Source organism: Dyadobacter fanqingshengii, from assembly GCF_023822005.2.
In the GTDB taxonomy this organism is placed as follows: Bacteria; Bacteroidota; Bacteroidia; order Cytophagales; family Spirosomataceae; genus Dyadobacter; species Dyadobacter fanqingshengii.
In genome coordinates this window covers 5,445,547-5,469,888 of sequence record NZ_CP098806.1, presented here as the reverse complement: position 1 = coordinate 5,469,888, position 24,342 = coordinate 5,445,547, and the positions used below count along the sequence as shown (strand labels likewise).

The 24,342-nt window shown below is 46.4% G+C and carries 14 protein-coding genes; 7 read left to right on the top strand and 7 right to left on the bottom strand.

The features are described from left to right. Nucleotides 1–10 precede the first annotated feature (10 nt). On the bottom strand, nucleotides 11–940 hold the full coding sequence (locus NFI81_RS22870) for a homoserine kinase (RefSeq protein ID WP_234615800.1): 930 nt from the start codon (nucleotides 938–940) through the stop codon (nucleotides 11–13). An 18-nt stretch (nucleotides 941–958) separates the two neighbouring features. Continuing rightward, nucleotides 959–3,415, bottom strand: coding sequence for a bifunctional aspartate kinase/homoserine dehydrogenase I (gene thrA / locus NFI81_RS22865; protein ID WP_234615799.1), 2,457 nt, complete (start codon nucleotides 3,413–3,415; stop codon nucleotides 959–961). 278 nt (nucleotides 3,416–3,693) lie between these two features. Between thrA and NFI81_RS22860 the strand changes: the two genes are divergently transcribed. Then, nucleotides 3,694–6,831: a SusC/RagA family TonB-linked outer membrane protein gene (locus NFI81_RS22860; protein ID WP_234615798.1), complete on the top strand. Its 3,138-nt coding sequence runs from the start codon at nucleotides 3,694–3,696 to the stop codon at nucleotides 6,829–6,831. Between the two features lie 23 nt (nucleotides 6,832–6,854). Beyond that, on the top strand, nucleotides 6,855–8,315 hold the full coding sequence (locus NFI81_RS22855) for a SusD/RagB family nutrient-binding outer membrane lipoprotein (protein WP_234615797.1): 1,461 nt from the start codon (nucleotides 6,855–6,857) through the stop codon (nucleotides 8,313–8,315). An 82-nt stretch (nucleotides 8,316–8,397) separates the two neighbouring features. On the opposite strand, the gene NFI81_RS22850 is transcribed toward NFI81_RS22855, so the two are convergent. Beyond that, nucleotides 8,398–9,138: a hypothetical protein gene (locus NFI81_RS22850; protein WP_234615796.1), complete on the bottom strand. Its 741-nt coding sequence runs from the start codon at nucleotides 9,136–9,138 to the stop codon at nucleotides 8,398–8,400. Nucleotides 9,139–9,349: 211 nt separating this feature from the next. On the opposite strand from NFI81_RS22850, the gene NFI81_RS22845 reads away from it, so the two are divergent. Continuing rightward, nucleotides 9,350–9,598 carry a YrdB family protein gene (locus NFI81_RS22845; RefSeq protein WP_234615795.1) on the top strand — a complete coding sequence of 83 codons (249 nt, stop codon included), beginning with the start codon at nucleotides 9,350–9,352 and terminating at the stop codon, nucleotides 9,596–9,598. Nucleotides 9,599–9,603: 5 nt separating this feature from the next. On the opposite strand, the gene NFI81_RS22840 is transcribed toward NFI81_RS22845, so the two are convergent. After that, nucleotides 9,604–12,555: an FAD-binding and (Fe-S)-binding domain-containing protein gene (locus tag NFI81_RS22840; protein WP_234615794.1), complete on the bottom strand. Its 2,952-nt coding sequence runs from the start codon at nucleotides 12,553–12,555 to the stop codon at nucleotides 9,604–9,606. Nucleotides 12,556–12,677: 122 nt separating this feature from the next. On the opposite strand from NFI81_RS22840, the gene NFI81_RS22835 reads away from it, so the two are divergent. The 3 genes from NFI81_RS22835 (at nucleotide 12,678) to NFI81_RS22825 (ending at nucleotide 20,325) form a co-directional block, all read left to right on the top strand. Beyond that, nucleotides 12,678–14,135 carry a thioredoxin domain-containing protein gene (locus NFI81_RS22835; RefSeq protein ID WP_234615793.1) on the top strand — a complete coding sequence of 486 codons (1,458 nt, stop codon included), beginning with the start codon at nucleotides 12,678–12,680 and terminating at the stop codon, nucleotides 14,133–14,135. A gap of 359 nt (nucleotides 14,136–14,494) precedes the next feature. After that, complete coding sequence (locus NFI81_RS22830; RefSeq protein ID WP_234615792.1) at nucleotides 14,495–15,952, top strand: TolC family protein; 1,458 nt, start codon at nucleotides 14,495–14,497, stop codon at nucleotides 15,950–15,952. Nucleotides 15,953–15,966: 14 nt separating this feature from the next. Then, on the top strand, nucleotides 15,967–20,325 hold the full coding sequence (locus NFI81_RS22825; RefSeq protein ID WP_234615791.1) for an efflux RND transporter permease subunit: 4,359 nt from the start codon (nucleotides 15,967–15,969) through the stop codon (nucleotides 20,323–20,325). Nucleotides 20,326–20,378: 53 nt separating this feature from the next. Here the strand turns inward: NFI81_RS22825 and NFI81_RS22820 are convergent, their stop codons facing one another. Next, nucleotides 20,379–20,954, bottom strand: a complete 576-nt coding sequence (locus tag NFI81_RS22820) for a DUF4136 domain-containing protein (protein WP_234615790.1) — start codon at nucleotides 20,952–20,954, stop codon at nucleotides 20,379–20,381. Between the two features lie 309 nt (nucleotides 20,955–21,263). Next, on the bottom strand, nucleotides 21,264–22,631 hold the full coding sequence (locus NFI81_RS22815) for a Gfo/Idh/MocA family protein (protein ID WP_234615789.1): 1,368 nt from the start codon (nucleotides 22,629–22,631) through the stop codon (nucleotides 21,264–21,266). Nucleotides 22,632–22,773: 142 nt separating this feature from the next. Here NFI81_RS22815 and NFI81_RS22810 point away from each other — a divergent pair, with 142 nt between their 5' ends. After that, nucleotides 22,774–23,262 (top strand): DUF6934 family protein, encoded by a 489-nt coding sequence (locus tag NFI81_RS22810; protein ID WP_234615788.1) that lies wholly within the window; start codon nucleotides 22,774–22,776, stop codon nucleotides 23,260–23,262. Between the two features lie 118 nt (nucleotides 23,263–23,380). Here NFI81_RS22810 and NFI81_RS22805 read toward each other — a convergent pair whose 3' ends face one another. After that, a complete protein-coding gene (locus NFI81_RS22805; RefSeq protein ID WP_234615787.1) occupies nucleotides 23,381–24,328 on the bottom strand; it encodes a sugar ABC transporter substrate-binding protein in 948 nt (315 codons plus the stop codon). Between the last annotated feature and the right edge of the window lie 14 nt (nucleotides 24,329–24,342).

Here is a 24,342-nt window from a genome sequence, read left to right as displayed (position 1 = left end):
TTAAAAATCATTACAATATGGCCGCGCCGTTTTTATTTATACCGGAAACATGCATGCTGGATTCGATTCCTGCATCCGCAAATTTTCGTTGCATTGCCAATCCGGCGCTTTCCGCATTTGCTTTTCCTTTACTGAGTGCAAACATGGATGGCCCGGAACCTGAAATACTGCATCCCAATGCACCATTGTCAATCGCCGCCTGCTTGACGACATTAAACTCCGGGATTAGAATGGACCTTACCGGCTCAATAATGACGTCGACCATTGACCTGCCGATGAGGTCATAATCGGCCTTCATCAAACCTGCAACGAGCCCCGCAACATTGCCCATCTGAGCGATGGTGTTCTTAAGGGAAACTTCACTGCGTAAAATAAACCGTGCATCTTTTGTATTGATCTCAATATCAGGGTGAACCAAAGTACAATACAGGTCATCCGGAATGGGGATCGTGAAAATATCAAGCGGATTATAGCTCCTGATCACCACAAAACCGCCCAGAAGCGACGGCCCAACATTATCTGCATGTGCCGAGCCGGAAGCGATTTTCTCTCCCTCCATTGCAAAAGGCAGCAATTCCTGACGGGTTAACGGGTTTCCCAGCAACTCGTTCATTGCCACCACACCAGCTACCGCGCTTGCCGCACTGGAACCCATTCCGCTTCCTAACGGCATATTTTTATGCAAAACCACTTCACAGCCAAAATCTCTGATGCCCAAATGCTTCAACAAATGCAGCATAACGACTGTCACAGCATTCTTATCAGCATTTCGTGGCAACCGGCCTTCGTCTCCCGTAATTTCGGTAATGACAACACCCGGCTCGTCCCGTCTTCTTATCTCAACAATATCCCCGGGAGCCTCAATAGCGAAACCGAAAATATCAAATCCACACGCAACATTAGCCACCGTAGCCGGCGCAAAAGCTCTTATTGAATTCACTTTAAATGATTGTTTTGCTTACCCCAAATAACTACTAATACTCATGATATCCGCGAATACGCCGGAGGCGGTCACTTCTGCGCCGGCTCCCGGGCCTTTGATGACGAGCGGGCGGTCTTTGTAACGTTCTGTTGTGAAGGAGATGATGTTATCGCTTCCTGATAATGTGTAGAACGGATGCTGGGCGTCGACGGTTTTTAATGCAATGCTGGCTTTTCCATTTTCCAATGTGGCGATGAAGCGCAACTTTTCCTGCTTTGCTTCCGCCTCGGCTTGCATGCTTGCGAAGAAATTGTCTGAAATTTCCAATTCCTGGAAAAAAGCATCCACTGTGGGTGCATTGAGACAATTTCCTGGTAAAATGGCCTTGATCGTTATTTCGTCAGCTTCCAATGGAACACCCACTTCACGAGCGAGAATCAATATTTTACGCCCTACATCTGCCCCGCTCAGATCTTCCCGCGGATCCGGTTCTGTAAAACCTTTCGCTTTCGCTTCCCTAACCACGTCTGCAAAACGAATTCCAGGGCCAAAATTATTGAAAATGTATGATAGCGTTCCTGAAAGAATCGCCTCGATTTTCAGGAATTTGTCGCCGCTGGCCATTAATCCCTGAATGGTGTTAATGATTGGTAAGCCTGCGCCTACGTTGGTTTCATATAAAAACTTAACCCCTCGCTGTAATGCAGTCCGTTGCAACGAAACATACTCCGAGTAAGTGCCCGAATTGGCAACCTTGTTAGGCGTTACCACCGAAATGCTTGCGTCCAGCAGCATGTGATAATACTGAACAATGTCCTTATCCGAAGTGCAATCCACGAAGACGCTGTTAGGCAAGTTGAGCTCGATCATGCGCTGCACAAATGCGGGCAAGCTCGTCTTCACGCCCTCGTCCATCACGCGGTCACGCCAGTTGTCTGGCTGAATGCCGTCGGGATCAAGGAGCATTTTTTTTGTGTTGGTCAAACCCGCTATGTTCAGGTTCAGTAGCTTTTCTTCCCTTAAATATTTTGTCTGGTTTTTAATCTGGTTCAGCAAAGTCCCGCCAATCAGACCCATTCCAACAATAAACAAATTGAGCGAGCGCGTTTCTGACTGGAAAAACACGCCGTGAATGGCATTCAGCGCTTTGGAAAGGTCACTTTTTGCAATAACAACCGAAATGTTCAGCTCAGAAGAACCTTGCGCTGTGGCCACGACATTAATACCATTTTTACCCAAAACAGAAAACAGCTTACCCGAAACCCCGGTGCTCTTTTTCATGCCCTCGCCCACAATCGCAATGATGGACAAGCTTTTTTCAATGGCAATGCTATCAATATAACCCAGTGAGATTTCCGTCGCGAACTCTTTTTCAAGCACTTCGCTCGCACGCTGTGCATTTTTTGGATCAATAGAAAAGCAGATCGAATGCTCGGAAGATGCTTGTGAGATCAGGATTACGCTGATGGCATTATTGGAAAGCGCTGTAAAAAGCCTTCCCGAAATCCCCGCAACGCCAATCATTCCGCTCCCCTGAATGTTCACCAAGGCGATCTCATCAATAGACGAAATCCCGGTGATCGCATAGTCCTTACCGTTAGCGGCTTTTTGAACATAAGTCCCTTCAAAATCAACATTAAATGTATTCAGGACTTTCAGTGTAATATTCTTGGCAAATGCAGGCTGCAAACTCGGCGGATAAATCACCTTAGCGCCGAAATGAGAAAGCTCCATTGCTTCCGAATAAGATATGGAAGGAATGGTGAACGCATTGGCCACTTTGCGTGGATCGGCCGTCATCATGCCGTCTACATCTGTCCATATTTCAATGGAATTCGCGTCCAGTGCTGCTGCAATGATCGAAGCCGTATAATCTGAACCGCCACGGCCCAATGTGGTCGTTACGCCTTCCGCCGTGGAAGCGATAAAGCCCGTTACGCATTGTAAAGCAGAAGTTTTGGCAAAATATTCAAGGATTTGACGGTTTGTGATCTCAAAGTTCACATCGCCCATCCCATATGTTGCATTGGTATGGATGATCTGCCGGGCGTCGCAGAATTCGGCTGCTATGCCTTTGCTTTTCAGGATTTCGGTGATCACCAATGTGGATAGACGCTCGCCGAAGCTCATAATCAGATCCAAAGTGCGCTCCGAAAGCTCCTTAATCCAGGAAACACCTCTTAAAATATCTTCCAGTTCATTAAAAATCCCCCTGATTGCCGCAAATGTGCTGCTTTGGTTTTTTACCGGAATCAGTCCACGAACGACCGCAAAGTGCCTTTCTTCAACCACTTTCAGAAATTCCATATATTCGGGATTTCCAGCCGCAGCCATTTTACCGATTTCAATCAGCCGGTTGGTAACACCGCCCATGGCAGAAAAAACGACCGCGATACGCTCCCCTTCCGCCAGGTTTTTTTCAAGAATGCTGATTACTGTTTTAATGCTGTCAACCGAACCGACAGAGGTGCCGCCAAATTTAAGAACCTTCATTTAAAGCTATATTCGAATATGCAGATGATCAAAGGTTCGCCCTTTAAAAGGTTTGAACCGAGTGCAAATATAACAATTCGGACGCCCTATACTTCAAAGAATCAAGGCCATATAAACATCTATTTGAAAAATATAATATTTTAAATAATCTCAGTTATTGCCTTTAATATTCTATCAAAAGATTTTTATCTAAGTTTTTATTGTGCCAAATTCAGTTTCACTAGAATATAATTCTGTGAAAAAACTACCTAACTAGTTCACTCCTTAAAAATTCAATTATGAGAAAAGTCTTTACTTTGGGCTTTCTGTCACTGCTGTTGCTGCTCTCGGGCGCAAGTTTCGCACAGGACCTGAACATTAAAGGTAAGGTTCAGTCTGACGACGGGAATCTTCCGGGTGCCAGTATCCTCATCAAAGGCACAAGCAGAGGAAGTACAACCGACGCAAACGGCGAGTTTACGATCAGCGCCCCTTCCGGCGCAACCCTCGTGGTTTCCTTCATTGGTTACAAAACATTGGAACTGCCCGTCGGCAACAAAACTACCCTTGACATTACGCTGGAACAGGACGCAACGCAATTCAGCGAAATTGTGGTGACGGCCCTGGGTATAGCCCGTGAGAAGAAAGCGCTGGGCTATTCGGTGCAGGAAGTGAGCGGAAAAACGCTGACACAGGCGCGGGAAACCAATCTAGTCAACTCACTTTCCGGTCGCCTCGCGGGCGTGCAGGTGACCAATTCCAATGGCGCGCCGGGATCTTCCTCGCGAATGATCATTCGTGGCGCGAGTTCCATTGGAAGCAATAATCAGCCTTTGTTCGTTGTAGACGGCGTTCCGGTGGATAACAGCAACTTCGGCTCGGGAACGGGCGTGGATTATGGCAATGCTGCGGCATCCATTAACCCGGATGATGTGGAGTCGATCAACGTTTTGAAAGGACCCAGTGCAGCAGCACTTTACGGTTCACGCGGCGCCAATGGTGTGGTTTTGATCACGACCAAAAGCGGCAAAGGAACGAAAGGAATCGGTGTTTCATTCAATACAAATACAGCATTCGAAAGTCCGTTCAGGGTTCCGGAATGGCAGAATGAATACGGACAGGGCGCTGCCGGCCAGTTCTCTTATGCGGATGGGAAAGGCGGTGGAAAAGGCGACGGCGTGGATGAAAGCTGGGGGCCAAAACTGGACGGCAGATTGTTGCCCCAGTTCGATTCACCCATCGCTGCAGACGGAACCAGAACCCCGACACCGTGGATCGCGCACCCTGATAATGTGGATAAATTCTTCGAAACCGGCAAAACGTATACGAATAGCGTTGCCGTTACTGGCGGAAACGAAACGGCCGATTTCCGATTGTCATTCACCAATCTGAGTCAAACAGGAATTTTGCCTAACACAAATTACAAACGCCGTACAGTTTCCCTGAATGCTGGGTGGAATTTGACCAAAAAACTGAGCGTAAGAGCAACCGGAAACTACATCAAGGACGGCAGCGATAACCGGAATAATTTCGGACTTTATTTCATTTGGTTCGGTCGACAGGTGGATATGGAAAAACTGACGGCATACAAAAAGCCGGGCAGCATTTACCAAAACAACTGGAACGACAACTATTGGACAAATCCTTATTATCTGCTGAACGAGAGCACAAGAGCAAATGAAAAGGATCGCCTTTACGGAAATTTCTCAGCCACTTACAAGTTCACTGACTGGCTAACATTAACAGGCAGGACGGGAACAGATTTCTACGAAGATCGCCGCAAAACCAAAAGCGCTGCGCGCCAGCCCGTTATCGGAACTTCCAATTTGTTTGACGCTTACAACGAAGAGCAGATCTTCGTACGCGAATCCAACTCCGATTTTCTTTTGAATGCAACCAAAAAATTTGGCGAATTTGACATTACGGCCAACATTGGTGGCAACCACAGAACAAACTACGCGCAACGCAATTACATGGGCGCAACCGAATTGGCTATCCCAAGAGTTTACAACTTCGGTAACTCGCGCCAGAAGCTGGTTGGGGAAAATAGTTTTATCAAAAAAACCGTAAACAGCCTTTACGCCTCTGCTAACCTGGGTTTCAGAAACTATCTTTTTGTTGACCTTACCGCGCGAAACGACTGGTCGAGCACATTGCCTTCGGATAACCGGTCTTATTTCTACCCATCTGCGGCTGTGAGTGCGATTATTACGGATATGTTCAATGTAAGGTCTTCTGTGCTTTCTTTTGCCAAAATCAGGGCGGGCGTCGCGCAGGTTGGTAACGATACGGACCCGTATCGCCTCGTGAGCACTTACAAATACGAAAATGCCTGGGGAAGCACACCGAGTTTGTCTGAAAACAATGCCATGCTGAATGCAAACCTGAAACCTGAAATCACCTCTTCCTATGAAGTCGGAACGGATATCAGGTTATGGCAAAATCGCGTCGGCATTGACGTGACTTATTATAGCAAAGTGTCCAAAAACCAGATTCTTGATGTCAACATTTCCAATGCAACAGGGTTTTTGTCCAAACTTTTGAATGCGGGTAAGATCAAAAATTCCGGAGTGGAAATCCAGATCACGGCAACGCCTGTCAAGCTCAATAATTTCCAGTGGGACATTGGTTTGAACTGGGCCAAAAACAACAACAAAGTGCTTTCACTGGATGGCGGACTCACCACTTACCAGCTGAACACCAGCTATAATGCATTAACGCAAGCCACAACAAACAGCGCTTTTCGCGGACTTTCAGTTGAGGCGCGCGTGGGACAGCCTTACGGAACATTCTTCGGAAAAGGATTTTTGCGCGCTCCCGACGGTCAGATCGTTTACGACGCACAGGGTTATCCGATGATCGATCCGGTTAGCCGTGTTTTGGGAAGCTTTACGCCGGACTGGATCGGTGGCATTTCCAACACATTTACTTACAAAGGATTCTCTTTGAGCACATTGATCGATGTGAAGTCGGGCGGAGATATTTTCTCGCAATCCATCAACATTGGCCGCTATACGGGAGTTTTGAAAGAAACAACATTCGGTCGTGAGGAAGGTGTGATCGGCGCTGGTGTTGTGAATAAGGGAACGGCTGCTGCTCCTGAATATGTGCCCAATGAAAAAAGGATCTCGTCGGAAGAATATCACCACAAATATTATTTGCTGACCAACAACGAGAACACGATTTTCGACGCGAGCTATGTGAAGCTGCGCGAGGTAAAATTGACTTATATGATTTCCGGCAAAGTTTTCAATAAACTGCCTTTCCGCGACATCGCTGTTTCCATTGTAGGACGTAACCTGGCTTTGCTGAAAAGCAACCTGCCCCACATCGATCCAGAAACCAGCTATTACAACGACGGTAACCTGCAAGGCATAGAAAACGGTCAGATCCCTACGACAAAAACAATGGGATTCAACATTAGCTTTAATTTATAAGACATTCTATTAATCGAATTGATATGAAAAAAAATATAAACGCATTCATTTTTAAAGGGCTGCTTTCCGCAACATTGCTGGGGTTTGCAGGCTGCACGGGCGAATTTGAGGAAATCAACACAAATAACAACAGCGCAGCGTCGGGAACAGCGGACTTGTTTTTGCCTCACGGGATCCAGAGCGCTGTGGACATATACTGGGGCGGCGCGCTCGGCATGGATGTCGGCGATGGCTTTTCGCAACATTGGGCGCGCATTCAGTATACGGATATTGATCAATATACGGTTTCAAGTGATGTGTATACGGCTGGCTGGCAGGGGCTTTACATTGAATCTCTGGCTGACTATCAGCGCATTTACAAGATTGGGCAGGAAACTAACAATGTGAATTACCAGTCCGTAGCAGTCATTATGCGGTCGTGGGTATTCTCGTTACTCGCCGACATTTATGGTGACATTCCTTACAAAGATGCCTTGCAAGGCCTGGAAGGCACATTACTTCCCAAATATGACGCCCAAAAGGATGTTTACGCAGGTTTGATTGCAGAATTAAAAACAGCAGGCGAAGCTATTAATACAACGGATAAGAACATTGCAATTAGCGGAGATATCCTTTTTGCCAATGATCTTACCAAATGGAAAAAATTTGCGAACACATTGAGCTTGCGGATTTTAAGCCGCATGATCGACAAAACGGACGCGCCGCTTGACGTGAAAGCAGAAGTTACCCGGATTTTGAGTGATCCGGTGAAATATCCGGTTATCGGAACGGTTGCAGAGAACATTCAGCTCAATTATCTGGACGTTACCAACAACCAGAACCCGGTGAATGTGAACCGCAAAACCCGTGATGATCATCGTGTGAGCGCAACGCTGGTAAATAAACTGAAAGCGCTGGGTGACGCACGTCTGCCAGTTTATGCAAACCTTTCTACGCTTGAACCGGCTTATGTAGGTGTTCCAAACGGGTTATCATCTTCTGAGGCAGGTAAGCTGGGCCTTGAAAATACTTCACGCGTGGGCGCATATTTCATCGCTCCCACTGCGCCGGGCGTAATCATGAGTTATGCTGAACTGCTGTTTTTGAAAGCTGAATTTGCTTATAAAGGCATTGCTGCGGCTGGCGATGTGGCTAAAAATTACACGGATGCTATCACTGCTTCCCACGCGCAATACAAGCTGACTGTTGCCCCGGCATATCTCACCGCCAATGCATTAAAAGCGGGTGCGGCCGGCTACACGCAGATTATGGAGCAAAAATGGGTCGCGCTTTACGGGCAAGGATTGGAAGCGTGGACGGAATATCGCAGAACGGGGATTCCTGCATTGCAGCCCCCCGTCTTGAACACAAACCAGAATGTCATTCCTACACGCATGCCATATCCGGGCTCTGAGGAATCGTTGAACTACGAAAACTTTGCCGCAGCACTGGCTAACCAGGGTGGAAAGAATGATATGAAACTGAAACTCTGGTTCGCCAAATAGTGCCCTTTAATTGAGGGCTAAAAAAGAAACGGGTCAGATGCGTGCGGCATTTGACCCGTTTCTCTTTAAAATATTGTATTTATCAAAACGCGAACCCGAATCCTGCGCCTACATTCACGACGCCAATAAATCGCTTTTCGCTGACCTTATCAGAAAAGTCAAGCGATCCGCGAACGGCCCGAATGTAAACATCCTTGATCTCTGCTTCGGCACCAATCACATCGCCACTCACCTGGAAAAACAATGCTCCGGATAAAGGCACGCGCAAACTCGCACCACCTGCAAGCCCGAAGGCAGAGGTTGATGCTTTCTTAAGGCTGACCGTGATCGGTTCCCCACCCGTTTCCGAGGTTCCCACAAGGTCCACCGTCGGAGAATTTGCCCAGACTTTCCCTGCCTGCGCATGGAGTTCCAGCTGTACCCGATTAATGTTGATGTACAAGGCGGGGCCGACCATTAAAGCATTCAGCTTCCAATTGGATACATCACTTTGCCAGGTAAAAGTCTCATTCAGGATCTGTGCATAGCTATTGGCTTTATCCAATATCGGCTGCGAATTGGTTTTGTTAATGTTCATACTCCCCGAAGCACGTAGACCAATCCAGCGTGCAACCCGGAAATCGTAATTTGCCTGCCCGAAAATCCCGGAACTAGTTAAACCTGCAAATGGATCGTCCAGCTTTTCGCGGGCAAGTTCCCCTACCGGCAAACTGTATCCGCCCGTTACTGAAAAAAAGCTGCGTGTGTTTTGTGCCTGGCTATCTGTCTTGATTAATAAGAAAAGTACAATCAGAGAAGCAAGGTAATTAAGGGAGATTTTCATAAATCTGGCTGAATATAGTAATGAGGTCTTTGATTGAGTATTTATTTTTCAACTAAGTTAACATCAAACATACCTGTTTTATTACATTTTTTAGAAATGACTTTGTTTGGGGAAATTTAATCAACACAATGTTATATAAATGTTGTGGAAAGGTGATTTGCGGCTCTGGTATAACTTTGGTAGAGGCTCATTCAAACTAAATCATTGAATCATGGATAGGCGAGAAACTGACGACCAAACCAGAGCAACGAAGAATACTAAAAATGTTTGGAAGTGGATATTGGGTGTGGGGATTGTATTAATGGCAATAGCATTTTGGGGTGGCTTCTTTAACCACAACGAGAATTTCACAGAATCGGAGACCCCAGCAGCAGAGCAAGGCTCAGAGGCGACGGGAGCAGCTGCGGCTGATAGCGTAGCCTCGGATACGATTATGGAAAATGTTCGCAAGACTGACTAGGATAACTACCTTATAAGGGCATCCCATAAAATTTCGGCAGGATGTTGGGAACGACGTCCTGTTCCGTCTTTTATCTGGTGACGGCAACTGGTTCCGGCAGCGGCGACTAAGACTTCCTCAGGCTGCTGGCGAATGGTTGGGAACAGCACAAGCTCCCCTATCTGCATAGAAACAGCATAATGTTCTTCCTCGTAACCGAAAGACCCGGCCATTCCGCAGCAACCCGATGGGATCAATTGAACCTGATAGTTTTCAGGGAGCGATAATGCCTTTTTGGAAGCTGTTAATGTAGATAATGCTTTTTGATGACAATGGCCATGCAACTTAATCAGTTGCTTTTTTTGTGTAAATACATTCTTATTGATCCGTTTTGCGTCCATTTCACGCGCTATAAATTCTTCAAACAACAATGCATTTCCGGAGATCTTAACAGCATCTTCGCGCTGCTCCGTGGGAACTAGATCAATGTACTCGTCTCTGAATGACAGTATTGCAGAAGGCTCAATGCCGATCAATGGCGTATCGTAAGTGATCAGATCTTTCAGAAGCGCAACATTGGCAATGGCCAGTTTTTGCGCTTCTTTCACAAAACCTTTGGACAAGTAAGAACGACCAGATTCGTGATGTTTTGGAATAATGACCTCATATCCAACCGCTTCCATCAACTCAACGGCTTTTTTCCCTACTTCAACATCATTGTAATTTGTAAATTCATCACAGAATAGATAAACCTTCCGAAGGTTACCCTGTTTCGGCTGCGGCCTCTTTTTCCACCATTTTTCCAATGTTTCCGCATGCAAATGCGGCATCGAACGCTCCGGGTGAAACCCGACCATTTTGTTAGCAATTTTCCGGAGAGATGGTGTTCCAAAAACCCCGTTAAATGCCCAGGGAGCGATGGAAGCCAGTTTCATTTGCTTTGCAAAATTGGCGATCAGCTTACTGCGCATGGGAATGCCGTGGGTCTCATAATATCGCTGCGTAAATTCCGCTTTCATCTTGCCCACATCCACACTCGAAGGACATTCGGACTTGCAGCCTTTGCACGAAAGACAAAGATCCAGCACTTCTTTCACCATGTCCTGCGTTACCGCAATCTGTTCTTTTTTATTTGCTGGCGTCAGAAATTGCCTTAGAATGTTGGCGCGTGCGCGGGTCGTGTCACGCTCCCGGCGCGTTGCCATGTAACTGGGACACATGGTGCCGCCGGTGAGCTCTGTTTTGCGACAATCTCCTGATCCACTGCATTTTTCAGCCAGGCGAAGCATTCCTTCCTGTTTTGAAAAATCAAAAATCGTCTTGATCTCGGGCTGCGGCTTATCCTGCTCATAGCGAAGGAATTCGTTCATCGGTGGCGTATCCACGATTTTGTTGGCATTAAAAATTCCATCTGGATCCCAGATGCGCTTCACCTGCCGGAACATTTCATACACTTCACTGCCCATCATATAAGGGATAAATTCGCCCCTTAACCGCCCGTCGCCGTGCTCGCCGGACAGCGAACCGTTGTATTTTTTGACTAACGCAGCCGTATCGGCCAAAACTTGCCTGAAAAGCTGCTTACCGGCTTCGGTTTTGAGGTTAATCATCGGCTCCACGTGCAATTCACCCGCACCGGCATGTGCATAATACGAGGCGTGGAGACCGTGATTTTTCAAAAGAATTTCCAACTCCGCAATGTACTCGGGCAGATCTTCCACTGCCACTGCACAATCCTCGATTAGGTTAACCGGCTGTGTATCGCTAGGCAAGTTTCGGATTAGGCCCAAACCTGCCTTTCTGATATCCCAGGCCTTATTTGCATCGTCACCGAACAAAAGCGGATACGCGTAACCCAGGTTTTCGGCTTGCAATGCGGCAACAAGTTGTGTGGCTTGCAATTCGACTTCTTCATTGTTATTTCCCCAAAATTCAACCAATAATAACGCCGCAGGATCACCTTGCATGAAAAACCTGTTTTGGGAATAAACAGTGTGGTCCCTGGTAAAATCCATGATATAGCGATCCACGAGCTCGGAAGCTTTCGGATTAAACTGCATGGCCACGCGGTTCGCATGCAACGATTCCGCGAGCGAACCCGCATGAACGCAAACCACGCCGACAGATGCCGGGGGCGCGTCTACCAAAGCGAGTTTCGCCTCAGTAACAAAGCATAATGTTCCTTCCGAGCCTGCGATCAGGTTACAGAGATTAATTTCATTTTTTTCAAAACCCCTCACCAATGCATCCAGCGCATAACCTGAGTTTCTGCGTGTTACAGTGGGTTTGGCAAATTGTTTCTTGATCAATTCCTGATCCACCGGATTAGAAACCAACCCCATCATCCCTGCGAGAATGGATTGCTCTCTCTTGCTATTTGCTTTCTTGCCTATGACAATGCTGGTAAAATCAGAAACAGATTGGTTATTAAATGTCGTCTCCGAACCATCCGACAGCAATGCTTTCACTTCCAGCAAGTGATCACGGGTCGCTCCCCAGGTGATCGAATGCAGGCCGCAGGAGTTGTTTCCAATCATTCCACCTATCATTGCGCGGCTCGCCGTGGAAGTTTCCGGCCCAAAAAGAAGGGCATATTGTGCCAAATGTTTGTTCAGATCATCGCGGATCACGCCCGGCTGCACGCGCACCCACTTTTCAGCCGCATTAACCTCGATTATTTTTCCAAAATGCTTTGAAATATCAACCACAATCCCACTCCCCACCACTTGTCCCGCCAGCGACGTTCCAGCCGCGCGGGGAATGAGCGTTACTTTATTTTTAACTCCAAATTCAATGAGGGTGCGAATATCTTGCACCGTTCGCGGCAGTGCCACAGCCAGCGGCATCTCCTGGTAAACAGAAGCGTCGGTTGCATAGATGGACTTTTGAGCCGCATGCAATGTTGAATTATCAAAATAAAGCTCCCCTTCAAACCGGGAACGGAGGTCATTGAATTGTAGGATCGAAACGCGGCTCATTCGGAAAATCGGGAATTAAGAAGCTAAGTTAAAGGAAGTGCGGGGCAAATGCCGCACGATCTTACGTATATTGGCACACTTTTTACACTTGAAAAGTGACCTCAAATCTTATTATACACAAAATGAAAAAAGTAACGCTACTGATTCTTTTATTTACCAGCATATTGGTAAAAGCGCAAAATACTGCCACTATAACGCTCACTAACTCAAAACAAGGCCCTGTAACGGTAACATTGGTTCAGGAGGATGTTCACTTCCACCCCAATCTGGGCATCGGCCTTGCCGATGTAAAACTGGAACCCGTCGCTTCAACCGATTTCAAAGATAAAACGACTGAAAAAGCGGTTATTCAATTGCCTGAGCCGAGAATGATGCGCCTGCAATATGGCGGCGGAACAGTTAATAAAACCTGGATGCTGTTTGTACAGCCCGGCGATGACCTGACCATTGCTTTCGCAGACAATGGAGATGTAACTTTTTCAGGCAAAAACGCTAATTATCAGACTTTTCTGAAAAATTATTTTCTGGAAAATCAATTCCAGTATTTACCGGTATTTGGCTACAAACCATCGCAGATCGACAATAAAGCCGTTGTGCAACAGAGTGATAGCCTGGAAAAAGTGCGTTTGGATGCTTTCGGAAAATTTAAGGCAGCCAATCCGGTTGTGCCAGGTTTTGAGGCTTATGTGTTGGCCACAACCGCAACGGAGCCTTCGTTGATGAGGCGTTTGATCCAGGAAAAAATTATGCGCGGCAATCGTGTTGCTAAGTTGGACGACGCGCAACGTAAAGAACTTGAAGAAGTTACATTGGCAGATTTCAAAATCATGTCGGATGAGGCATTACTGAGCCAGTCGTATCGTGACGAACTTCGGAATTGGGCATTAATCCCTTCCACGCGTAAATTCCCGCTGGCTTCGGAATCAAGATATGAGATCAGTCCGGAAGCATTGAAAGATGTGTATGCTTTCAGCAAAGAGAAACTGGCGAATTATCCAAAACAGAAGGAATATCTGCTTACTTACTGGCTTAATTACGCTGCCACGGCAATCCCGAGTATTGAAACCAGCAAAGCGCTTTTGGAAGATTATAAGGCAACATTCCCGCAGTCGCCGCATTCAGAATATATTTCAAAACTGATTACAACCAAGGAATCATTGCAGCCAGGCGCGGCACTTGCTGATGTTACATTATTGAATGTAGACAGCTCGGCTGTTACCGTTTCTTCACTAACCGGCAAACCGGTTTGCATGGTCTTTTCATTCAGCATTGGCCAGCACGAGCCAGGTATGAAGGCATTGGAGGACAAATTGGGCGATAAAGCAACTTTCGTTTATGTTTCGGTTGCACCTGGGATTCCGTTTGGAACCTGGAAGCAGTATGCGAAAGACAGGCCAAATGCAAAGCACCTGTGGGCATCGGACGAGAACATTGAGATTTTGAAAGATAAATACGCTATTGACATCCGCTATCCGTTTTTGGTGACAGATGCTTCCGGTAAAATTGTCAACCGCTGGATTCCGCAAGAATTTCCTGATAACAAAACACTGGCCGCCGAACTGGACAAAGCGGCTCGTTAACAAATGAACCATAGCGTAGCGATGCAACATTGGTAATGCTATCATGTTGCCACCTATTCACAATCCCGGAGGGATGAAACAGCGTGTCGTTTCATCCCTCCGGGATTTTTCTTGTTATGGGTTGCCTTTTTGCTACCCACATTCTGTCCCTCTGGGATTCCCAGCCCTTCCTATCTTCTACAACTAATATTTTCGTCGGTGAACTGCAAGATAACGGACAACGTAAAGTGGAAATCTGGAAAATTCAGGAGAATAATATTTTGCGCTACAATGGCTTGAATTGGATGGTCTTTCCCAAATGTTTCCAGAATTGGCTCCTAGTTTCGTCCTAAAATATTGTTGGATTAACTAGTCATTCCATGTTCATTCCTATTTCAAGATTACTTTTTCCCAGGAAGCAAAAAACACCCGGCTCCGATAAAGGCCAATTCATCTTTTTGAAAAAACATGCATTGCTCTTTGCACTCCTTATAATGGTCCCCATGTCCGGATCGCTCGCGCAACAAGTGAATTTGCAGGAACTCTTACAGGAAGGCACCCAAAACTATCCCATCCTCAAATCAAAACAAGCTGAAATCCGGGCTGCAGAAAGCAGGGTAAAATCTGTAAAAACGGATTATCTGCCGACACTCGTTATTCAGGATCAATACACGTTTTCTACAAATAATAATGTTACAGGCGCTTTTTGGCCCAATGAAGGCAGTGCGCTTTCTCCATCTGGCGGTATCAGGCCCGGGAATATTTACACCGGAACCTTCGGCAGTTCCACTACTGCGATGGTGGACTGGCGCGTTTTCAATTTTGGAAAGGTAAAGGCCAATGTTAAAACGGCAAAGGCCGAGCTCACGCGCAATCAGGCGGATTTTGAAAACGAAATATTTCAACATCAGATTAGGATCGTGGATGCTTATCTTTTATTGTTGATCAATCAAAAACTGGTTGAAGCGCAGCAACAAAATCTGGAAAGAGCATTGATTTTCAAGCGGGTAACAGATGCCGCGGTGGGCTCGGGAATGCGACCGGGCGTCGACAGCTCGCTAGCCAGTGCCGAATACGCCAAAGCAAAACTATTGGTGCTTGAAAGTCAGCGCTCAACAAAAGCGCAGGCATTACGCCTGGCAGAGCTTACCGGCCAGCTGCGCGACAGCATTCAAGTGGATACGATGCAGTTTTATTCCCAATTGCCTGTCGGAACATCCTTAACAGATGCATTTTTGAAAAATCCAGCTTTGCGCCTTTCTCAAACGCAGATTGACGCTTCCTTCGCGAGAAGTGCCGCCGTTCGAAAATCTTATCTTCCATCCATTTCGCTTTTGGGCGCTGGCTGGGCGCGCGGTTCTGGGGTTTCCAACAAAGACGATTCTTTCCATACCAGCTTTTCCAGCGGTGTCAATTTCCAGGTTTTCAACTATTTATTCGGCGTTTCCACACGCTGGAACCTGACCAACATCTTGCGCGTGAGGAACGATTACAAAACGGAACAGTTTCAGGTTGAGCGTTTTAAAGCGCTTTATCAAACCCAAAAACTGCAACTGGATCGTCTGTCGCGCGAGGCAGACATGCAATTTAAACTTTCTATGGAACAGGCGCGGCTTACTCCGGTGCAGTTGAATGCTGCGCAACATGCTTTCAATCAGGCACAAGCCCGTTACCAAAGTGGCTTAACAGACCTTTTCACGCTGGCCCAAAGTGTCAATGCATTGAACCGCGCCGAGGTTGACAAATTTGTCACCAACGGCAATGTCTGGCGTGCACTGCTTATGCAGGCCGCAGCCGCCGGCGACCTGTCCATTTTCCTTAATCAAGTTGCCAAGTAACTAATCAATTCATTATGTATCAACTCATTAGAACCGCACTGCGGCAGCCTATTTCCATTATGGTGGTGGTGATCGGAATCCTGTTCTTTTCCATTTTATCCATCCGCAGCATTCCTGTCGACATTTTCCCAAACCTGGATTTACCCACCATTTACGTGGTGCAGCCTTACGGTGGTATGGCGCCCGATCAGATGGACGGCTTCATTGCGACCCGTTACCAGGATCACTTTCTGTACGTTTCCGGCATCCGGGATGTGGATGTGAAAACCATTCAGGGACTTTCGCTGATCAAACTTTCGTTTTATCCCGGAACCGATATGGCGCAGGCGGCTGCGGAAGTGGCGAATAATGTTTCGCGGGCAAAAGCTTACATGCCCGAAGGAACCGTTCCTCCGCAAGTGGTCCGTTTTGACGCCAGTTCTGTCCCCATCGGGCAAATGGTTTTTGAAAGCTCATCCCGCTCCTTGAACGAGATCCAGGATTTTGCATCTTCCCGCGTGCGGCCGATGTTCAGCCGCATTGAAGGCGTTTCCAGTCCGCCGCCATTCGGTGGTAACCAGCGTACCATTGTCATTCGCGTTGATCCTGAACGCATCAGAAGTTACCATTTGACGCCCGAGGAAATCATTAAATCCATCATTACCAACAACCAGCCATCACCCGCGGGTAACATCCGCATAGGCGACCGGACATTAATGACACCGGTTAACTCATTGATCAAAAAACCAGAAGACTTTCTCAACATTCCCATCCGCACCGGCGCAGGCCCTACTGTGTTTATTCGCGATGTAGGCACGGTGGAAGATGGTGCCGATGTCACGGTGAGTTATGCCTTGATCAACGGCCGCCGCGCGGTTTATATCCCGGTGGTTAAAAAATCAGATGCTTCTACGCTGGATGTAGTGAATAATATCAGGGCTGCATTGCCGCAATTAAGGAATGCCGTTCCCGAGGATGTGAAGATCTCCTATGAGTTTGACCAATCGGTTTATGTGACCAATTCGCTGAAAAGTTTGGTCACGGAAGGAATTTTAGGAGCCTTACTAACCGGTTTGATGGTGCTTTTGTTCTTGCGTGACTGGCGCAGTGTGATCATCGTAATTGTCACCATTCCGATCTCGATTTTATCCGCCGTCATTCTGATGAATCTGTTTGGCCAAACTATTAACATTATGACATTGAGCGGCTTAGCATTGGCTATTGGTGTTTTGGTGGATCAGGCGACGGTTACGATTGAGAACATTCACCAGCATCAAGAAATGGGTAAGCCGAAAGAACAAGCCATTTGGGATGCTTGTAAGGAAATTGCTTTCCCGGAATTTCTGATCCTGCTAGCCATTCTTGCTGTTTTCGCACCGTCGTTTGTCATGAGCGGCATTCCGAGATCCATGTTTTTGCCGCTGTCACTGGCCGTTGGTTTTGCCATGATCGCGTCATTTTTATTGTCCCAAACATTGGTTCCGGTTTTGGCAAACTGGCTGCTGAAAGATAATCCGCATCACGAAGGGCCAACACTGGCTTTGGATAAGCGGGAAATTGATAATGTGATCAAAGAAGGTGCGCATCCGTCTTTGCCAGTTAAGGGTTTTGAGAAATTTAAATTAAAATACATTGATTTCCTGAGCGGCATTATGCGAAAAGGGAAACTCGTGGTTCCTGTTTATCTCGTCGCCGCGGTTGTATTGATCGTCGGTGGATTTTTCCTCATTGGAACTGATATTTTACCAAAAGCCAATAGTCACCAGTTTCAAATGCGTCTGCGCATTGCGGACGGGACGCGCGTAGAACGCACCGAGCAAGCCACATTGAAAGTGCTTGATCTGATCAAGTCGGAAGTGGGTAAGGAACATGTTGAGATTTCGTCGGCATATGTTGGAACGGTGCCATCCAGTTATGGAACGTCTAATATTTTCGTGTTCAACAGCGGGCCGCATGAGGCTGTTTTGCAGGTTTCGTTACACGAAGATTTTCCTGTTAAAATGGACGCATTGAAAGAAAAATTGCGGGAACGCATTGGTAAGGAAATTCCTTCGCTGAAAATTTCTTTTGAACCCATTGAGCTGGTGGATAAGATCATGAGCCAGGGCGCATCCACTCCGATCGAGGTGAGCGTTGCTGCGAAGGATGTTGAAGAAGCAGGACGATTTGCAAAGAAGATCCAGAAAGAAATGCAGCACATTGCATTCCTGCGAGATGTTCAAATTGCGCAGCCGTTGGATTATCCTGTACTGAATGTGGAGATCAACCGCGAACGGGCTGGCCAGCTTGGCATCACTTCCACGCAAGTGGCCAGATCCATGGTGGCGGCGACTTCATCAAGCCGTTTTACGGATAAAAACCTTTGGCTGGATGATGCAAAAGGGCTTGCATATCAAGTTCAGGTTCAGATTCCTGAATATCAAATGACCTCAATAGAAGACATTGGAACAATTCCCTTGAAAACCGGCGTTAGCAATCCCCTATTGGCTGATGTGGCCACATTTTCCGAAAAAACGGCTCCCGGCGAGTACGATCGCGCTGGCCCGAACCGACTCGTGACGGTGACTGCCAACATTCATAAAAAGGATTTAGGCGCAGCCACAAAAGCAGTTGAAACTGCCATAAAGGATGCCGGAGAGCCTCCGCGTGGTGTTTTGGTTGAGCTAAAAGGCCAGTCTGACTTGCTGACCGAGACATTAGGAAGCTTGCAGGTTGGTTTGGTGATTGCCATTGTGATCATGTTCATGTTGCTTTCCGCCACTTACCAATCATTCAAATTGTCGCTTGTCGTCCTTTCGACCATTCCAGCAGTGGTTGTCGGCTCAATTGGCCTGCTTCTTCTGAGTGGGGCAACATTGAATTTGCAATCTTATATGGGCTTGATTATGTCCGTGGGGGTTTCGGTGGCGAATGCCATTTTAATGGTTACCAATGCAGAAAACCTTCGTTTGCAGCTGAACGACTCCTATAAGGCGGTGATTTTGGCGGCCGGAAGTCGAATAAGGCCAATTTTGATGACGAGTATCGCGATGATTGCCGGAATGATCCCAATGGCGTCCGGCTTAGGCGAGGGCGGCGACCAGATTGCTCCGCTGGGGCAAGCCGTGATCGGCGGATTGATCGCATCAACATTAGCTTCTCTGCTCATTCTTCCGGCTGTTTTCACAATGGTCAAAAGAAAAGCTTCCATTCAATCACTATCGCTCGATCCGGAAGACCCCGAAAGCAATTTTTTCCGAAATAAACTTCAAACTTCCATTTCCATGAACACCCTGAAATCGTTAATCATCGTTGGAACAATGACATTTGGCATTATGTCCTGCAATTCCGAAGCTGAAACAACTGATGGCAAAGCGCAAAAAGAAGAGCAGGCGCCGGCAACCGAAATGGCGGTTGTGCAAAGTCTGAAACCGGGCAAGCAACTCGCATTACCCGGCGAATTGAAGCCGTGGAACAAGGTCAGCATTTATCCGAAAGTGAAGGGATTTGTGAAAACCGTAAATGTGGATCGCGGAACAATGGTGCGGAAAGGACAGATTCTCGCTACGCTCGAAGCGCCTGAGGTTTTGTCAGAACTAAGCCAGGCCAAAGCGCAGCTGATTGCCTCAGAAGCCGCATTGCATGAAAGCACCACCCGTTTTCAAACAAGTTCGCTCACTTATAACCGTTTGCTGCGCACCAGCAAGACCGAAGGGGCAGTTTCGCTAAATGAACTGGATTTGGCAAAAGCCAGGTCTGTTACGAACAGTTCGGCGGTGGCCATGGCTCAGGGAAATGTGCAGGCTGCGCGCTCTTATATGGAAACAAAATCTCAACTGGCTAAATATCTGACTGTTGCAGCACCTTTTGACGGAATTATTACAGAGCGGAATATCAGTCCTGGTGCATTGGTAGGCCCCGGAGAAAGCGGTGCGAAGCCTTTATTTGTGTTGGAAGATAATACCAAATTGAGGTTAACCCTGGCCATTCCAGAAAACGTATCCAACGCAGTTCCGTCAAAGGGCGAGATCAGTTTCACAGTGTCGGCAAGCCCTGAAAAGCAATACAAAGGTGTTTATGCCAGAAGTTCCAGGACATTAACCGAAGAAAACCGCTCCATGATGACAGAATTTGACGTTGATAATCGTTCAAACGAGCTCAAAGCAGGCATGTACGCGCAAGTAATGTTGAACACATCCCGCACCGCCAACACATTGTTTGTGCCGACTTCGGCGGTTGTTTATTCCAGCGAACAGGTTTTTGTAATCCGGGAAAAAGATAAAAAAGCAGAATGGGTTCCTGTAAAAAGAGGAACCGTGGTAGATACGCTGGTAGAAGTCTTCGGCAATCTCCACGCAGGCGACTCGATCGTGAAGAAGGCTTCGGAGGAGTTTAGGAACGGGGAGGCTTTATAACAAAAAAATAGCGCAGAATATGTTCTGCGCTATTTTTCCATTTGCATTAAATTTTAATTCCTGCTATACGTATCGAGCGTAGCCTGCGGGAAGGTTTTTAGAATGTCCGTCATGGTGTTTTTAACCATTGTTTCGCGGTCTTCTTTTTTGGTTGGGGCTTTCACTTTGCCCGAAGCCCATCCCTGCCACACCATCCTGTCGCTGTTTTTCTGATAAATGTTCAGGATAAAACGGCTTTCCTGATAGTTATAGGTCGAAATGTTGTTTCCGCCGCCATACCACCACATATAAGGCGAGTACATGTTGTTGGAACGTACTTGCTGACGTTCTTTCACGTCGGTCATAAACCTTACGATGATGTCCGGATTTTGTGTATCCATTTTGTAACCCTTGGCTTCCATCACTTCCACAACCGCATCTCCTAGCCTTCTTCTGTTCAATTCACTCCCTAAAAGCGGATCCTGCTCCATGTTGTGCTCGGCCTCCACTTTAAAGGTTTTAAATTGTTTCAGGTTGACAGAGGAATCATAATCATAACTTACCTGTAGTGCCTGACTGCACGCAATCATTAAAGCACCCGCCACGACCACCGCTACGGTGGATTTCATCAACTTCACTATGGTTTTCATTTTTGTTTGAACGTTTAGTTTTAGTAATTATCTGACAGTTTCCGAGGGCAAAAGTTTAATTGTTCGGACAACAATATCATATTAACTATAAACAAATATTTTTGGTATATAAGTTTAAAAAAACATTGTATTAATGCCCTTAAACACATCAGAAACAGCCTTTTCCATTTACGCAAACGTTTGCATAAACTGCCCTGAAATAGTAGACAAGAATCGTTCGGAAATGGTTGTAAACAAATACGCGCCCGGGGTCAACCGGACGCGATGTACTGGGAATTTATAGGGACCACAAACTTTTATTGCAAAGGGCTAGACTTTCTTATAGTCTGGATGCTTGTAGGGATCTCGATATGGACGTGCCAAAAGTGCATTGGCTTCTCTATCACCTACAATTTCGCGTTTTACCGGATCATAAACAATGGGTCGGCCGGTTTTCATGGAAAGATTTGCAAGAATACAACTCGCCGTAGAAATATGACCTTCTTCGATATCGGCAACGGGCTTGCTGCTGTTGTCAATCGCGCTTAAAAAGTCAAGCATATGCAGTCGCGTTGCCGGAGCTGCATTGAGTTCGATTGCCTTTTCGGTTACGTCTTCCGGATATTTTTCCTTTTCAAAAACTACATCTTTATGGATCTTTTCGCCTTTGCCCTGTGGAATGAAATCATAGGCCATTGTACTCGCCCATAATGTTCCTTTTTCTCCATATAGCGTAAACGACCAGGGATAATCAGGGTTATTAGGCGTTCCCCAGGTGCGGTGCTGCCAGACGCAATTCAAGTCATCGTACTCAAAAATTGCCGATTGCGTGTCGGAAATATTGGATTTACCTTCTTTCTGAACATAAATACCACCGGTTGAGCTGATTTTTTTAGGCCAGCCGAGTTTGAGCATCCAGCGCACGGTATCAAACATGTGCACACACATATCGCCTGTAACGCCATTTCCGTATTCCATAAATGTGCGCCACCAGCGCACGTGTGGCAAGCCGTCGTAAGGCCTTAACGGAGCCGGACCGGTCCATTTTTCGTAATCAAGAAAATCGGGCACCGCTTCGACCGGCGGATTGCCATTGTTCCGCATGTGAAAATAGCAGCACATTTCTACGTGTGAAATTTTCCCAAGCAACCCGGCATCAACAATGTTTTTCTTCGCATCGATCAAGTGCGGTGTGCTTTTGCGTTGCGTTCCTACCTGAACCACTTTCTTATATTTGCGGGCAGCGGCGACCATTGCCTCGCCCTCCATCACATCCACGCTGATCGGCTTCTGCACATACACGTGCGCGCCTGCCTTCACTGCGTCGATCATCTGCAAAGCATGCCAGTGATCCGGTGTGCCGATAAGCACAATGTCCATTTCATTTTCCGCAAGCATCTTTTGATAGTCACCGTAAAGCTTTGGCGTCTTACCAGACTTCTGGCGTTGGCTCACCAGTTTTCCAGCCTCATTCAACTGATTTTTATCAACATCGCAAAGCGCAAGCACTTCAACCGGAGCCACCTGTATCAATCTAAACAAATCACTTTTACCATACCATCCTGTGCCAATAAGCCCCACACGGAGCGTCTTAGCCGGGTTAATTAGGTCCATTCCCCGCGCACCAAATGTAGAAAGCGCAAGTGCCGCAGTAGCGCCATGAAGAAAACTCCGGCGATTGATATTGAAACTATTCATTGAATATTGATTGGTTAAGGACTAGCTCAGTTGGGACTAAAAGGGACTTGAATGGCCGGTTTACTTTCAGCAAAAATTTTTATTTGAAATGAGTGACTTCTGTTTTGCGTCTGCGTCTCAATGGCGGAAAAAACAATGTAATATGAAAACAGAATATTACGACTATAAAGTAAGCAAAAATTGTTTGCTGTTTGAGTTTGAAAGTGTTAGCCAATTTAAGTCTATCCGAAAACTGATCATTTATACGCCAAGTGAAAAAGTATCAAATATGTATAACTTAGCTTTATGCGATATTTTAAGCAACGGAGAAAGCTGCGATCGAAATATTAGCAATAATCTTGACATGGGGAAAGTTATTGCCACTGTTGTAAACAGCATGATCTCATTTTGTAAAGCGTATCCGAATTCATCCATTTACATTACCGGAAGCACACCTGCCAGAACGCGACTTTACAATATTATTATAAGCAAAGAGCTTTTAGAAGCGAGAAGAATTTTCGAAATTTATGGCTTGAAAGGAATGAAAAGAGAACCTTTCATTCCAAATCGAAAATATGACGCATTTTTAATCACATACTTAAACAACAAATCAGATGAATCCGACAGCCAGAGCGAAAAGGACCAAATTTAGAGAAGAACGGGTATATGCTTCCGTTGAAGAATTTGTTCAAATGAAAAATGAACTTGCCCGTAAACAGCTGGAAGGCGTCGACCTAAGTTTTCTTAACGAAAGAAAAAAGCCTGAGTAATCATTTCAAATACTCCCCAACATTCTCCTTAGTCACCAACTGAAAAGGAATTAGAACCTCCTTCTCAAACTTCTCTTTCTTAGCCGCTTTCACTGCGGTTTCTATGGCTTTGCCGCCTTGTTCCTGGGCGTTTTGGAAGATTGTGGCGTTTAAGGCGCCCTTTTTTACGGATTGCAATGCGTCGGGAATTGCGTCAACGCTCACTACGATTACTTTGTCTTTCAAACCAGCGGCTTCGAGTGCTTTTACTGCGCCCATGCCCATTTCATCATTATGGGCGAAAACGGCGTTGATTTTTGGGCCAAACGATTGAATCCAGTTTTCCATTAATGACATGGCTTTTGCCCGGTCCCATTCACCGGTTTGCTCAGCAAGGAGCTTCATTCCCGGATTGGTTTTCAATATTTCCTTTGCACCGTTATCTCTTTTGATTTGCGCGGCCTGACCCATAAATCCGTGCATAATGAGCACATTTCCTTTGCCGCCAAGTTTCTCAGCAAGATATTTCATGGCAATCCGGGCAGATTCTGTATCATCGGAACCGACAAATGCAGTTGGTTTTGCGGAAGTTTCGGAATTGACATTGATAATAGGAATGTTAGCGTCCATTGCCAGCTTGACGGCTGGTGAACTCGCCTCCACTTCGCAGGGGTTCATAATGATCGCGTCCACGCCTTGCGCGATGAAACTTTCCACTTGCTCCACCTGCTTCAACGCCGAGCGTTCGGCGTCCACCGTTATCAATTCCACGCCCAGCTCCTTTGCTTTCGCTTCCATTTCGTCACTTACATTGACAATGAATTCGTTTTGCATGCTTAGCATTGTGGCTCCCACAACCAGTTTCTTACCTGAGCCGCTTTCTGAACCTTCGCTTTTTTGAGATTGATTGCAACTTGTAATGGCGAACGATAATGTTGCTATCAGAATATATTTCAATGAATTAACCATTCTATTTTGATTCA